Annotated in this window: 2 protein-coding genes and 1 pseudogene; 1 reads left to right on the forward strand and 2 read right to left on the reverse strand. The window is 63.4% G+C overall.

Going from position 1 to position 2,497, the window contains the following annotated elements:
• Nucleotides 1–208 (forward strand): annotated as a pseudogene (locus AC4JJG_RS21410) (transposase); the annotation flags it as partial.
• Nucleotides 209–264: 56 nt separating this feature from the next.
• Here AC4JJG_RS21410 and istB read toward each other — a convergent pair.
• Both istB and istA read right to left on the reverse strand, forming a co-directional pair.
• On the reverse strand, nucleotides 265–1,029 hold the full coding sequence (gene istB, locus AC4JJG_RS21415) for an IS21-like element helper ATPase IstB (protein WP_004021756.1): 765 nt from the start codon (nucleotides 1,027–1,029) through the stop codon (nucleotides 265–267).
• 6 nt (nucleotides 1,030–1,035) lie between these two features.
• Nucleotides 1,036–2,334 (reverse strand): IS21 family transposase, encoded by a 1,299-nt coding sequence (gene istA, locus AC4JJG_RS21420; RefSeq protein WP_165629285.1) that lies wholly within the window; start codon nucleotides 2,332–2,334, stop codon nucleotides 1,036–1,038.
• Between the last annotated feature and the right edge of the window lie 163 nt (nucleotides 2,335–2,497).

A 2,497-nucleotide genomic window follows, 5' to 3' on the forward strand; every position in this document is an offset into this window, starting at 1 on the left:
CGATCATCAACACAGCCGCCTCAGCGGCATGACACCGACACTGTCACCCGATCGTGCAGCAGTCCCCAACGCCACCTTCGACCCGGTAATTGTCGGTAAGAGCAAACGTCGCGTCACCGATGTGGATCGGGTAGTGCTGTCGCTGTATGCCACAGGCCTCACAACCGGCGAGATCTCAGCGCATTTCGCCGATGTCTACGGTGTCAACGGCGGCTGAAAACTGACCCCTTATCGACGGTTGAATTTTGACCCCCTTTGGTGTGGTTACTGGTCGGTGTTGACGAGTTCTCGTCGGGCTTTGGTGCGGTAGGAGTCGCCGTCGATAGCGATGACCTCGGCGTGATGGACGAGGCGGTCGATGAGTGCGGCGGCGACGACGTCGTCGGCGAAGACTTCGCCCCAACGGCCGAATGGCATGTTCGAGGTGATCAGAATCGAGCCTTGTTCGTAGCGACTGGCAATGAGTTGGAAGAACAGGTTGGCGGTGTCGGAGTCGAATGGGAGGTAGCCGATCTCGTCGATGATGATCAGTCGGTAGCGGCGGAGCCGTTTGAGTTCGGCGGCCAGGCGGCCGGTGGTGTGTGCCTCGGTCAGGCGGGTGGCCCATCCGGTGGCGGTGTCGAAGAGCACGGGGTAGGCGTTGTGTGCGGCTTTGATCCCGAGCGCGATCGCGAGGTGGGTTTTTCCCACCCCGGGTGGTCCGAGAAGGATCACGTTGTCGCTCTTGGCGATCCAGGTGCTGGTGGCCAGGTGGGCGATCACATCACGACGCAGTCCTGGAAGGTGGTCGAAGTTGAAGTCCTCGAGTGTTTTGACCGCAGGGAAGCGCGCGCCGCTGATCCGCAGCATGGTGCCGTTGGCTTCGCGTTCGCTGACCTGGCGGTCAAGAATCGCTGCGAGGTACTGCTCGTGGGTCCAGTTGTCGGTGCGGGCCCGCTCGGCCAATTCCGCCCAGCATCGGCGGATCGCTGGCATCTTCAACGCCCGCGCCGCGAACTCGATCTGTTTACCTGTTTGATTGTCGGACACAGTCTTTCACCTTTCAATGCTGGTGGATGTGGTGGGCGGGTGAGCTTGGGGCGGGGTGGCAAAGTTCACCCCGAACAGCTCGTCGTAGTCCGGTAACGCCCGGATCGGCACCTCGTGGCCATCAGGGTGGGCGCGGATGCGGGCGGCGTTTCGGGCCCGGTTGGCGAGGTCTTGGCGGCGGTAATCGCGGCGCAGTTCTTTGGCTGCTCGCACGTGCTGAGGGTCGGCGATGGTGACGTGGTTGGCCCAGCTGCGCGCGTGGTCGGCGACGGTGACCTCGCCGCAGAGGATGCGCACCTGCTGCAGGTCGGCAGTGATGTCGACGAACCGACCGATCACCGACGGGTGCACCGAATAGTCATTGCCGGCTACACGTACGTAGTAGTCGCGACCGAGTCGCACCCGGCTACTCAAGCCGATATGCGGTGCGGTCGGAGGTAGGCCGGTCATCTGCTCGAGGTCCTCGGCGAACACGTCACACGGGCGTCGATCACCGATCGCGCGCACCACTCGGGTGTTGGCATGATCGGCCAGCCACCGATCGAACTGGGCGGTGAAATCGGCCGGTGAGCTGAACTGGCGGCCCGGCAGGAACGAGCTCTCGAAGAACCGGTTGTTGCGTTCGACCATGCCCTTGTACTCGGGGTCTCGCGGTGGCGCCAGCTCCAGCCGCGTACCCAACGTGCCCACGAAGCCGGCCGCCAACGCGGTGGGTGTGCCCTTGGGGCCGATCGCGGCTTCGCGGTCCCACACCAGTTTGCGGGTCACCCCGCCCAGTTGCGACAGCAGCAGCCACATTCCCGTCAGGATGTCTCCGCCCTGGCGAGACGGGATCATCACCGCCGACCGGTACCGGGAGAACGCCAACGTCATCACCAACACCGGTAGCATGGCGAACTGATTGTGGCTCAGAGGGATTCGGTAGTCCGGAAACCACAAATCCCACTGTGAACAGCCGCCGGGCTGATAGATCACCCGATCGGCTGGATCTACCCCACGAAACTCTGGACGAATAGCCCGGACCCGGTCTTTGAGGACCGTCAACGACCTCGTCCACCCAACCCGCTCGGCGATCACCGTCGCCGGCATCGTCGGATACTCCCGCAGCAACGCCCGGATCTGCGGTTCGAACGCGTCGACCGCCGAGCCCGTCGCCGGCCGCGAGTACTTCGGCGCGGTATCCGAAGCCAACGCCGCACGAACGGTGTTGCGGGCCACCCCCAACCGGCGCGCGATCTCCCTGATCGGCACACCCTCACTGCGATGCAAACGGCGGATCTCTGCCCATTGCTCCACTGAAATCACCCTCCTAACAAGACGGGGGGGGTCAAAATTCACCCGTCGTCAGGGGGTCAGTTTTCAGGCGTCGTCAACATACGGTGCGTCGGTATCGAAAGACACTGAACCGCCCCGGGTCTGTCGGAGGCTCTCGAACCTGTGAAGGATGGAGAGCATGGCAGCACCACGC

The sequence above is a fragment of the Gordonia sp. B8661-1 genome (assembly GCF_059427765.1).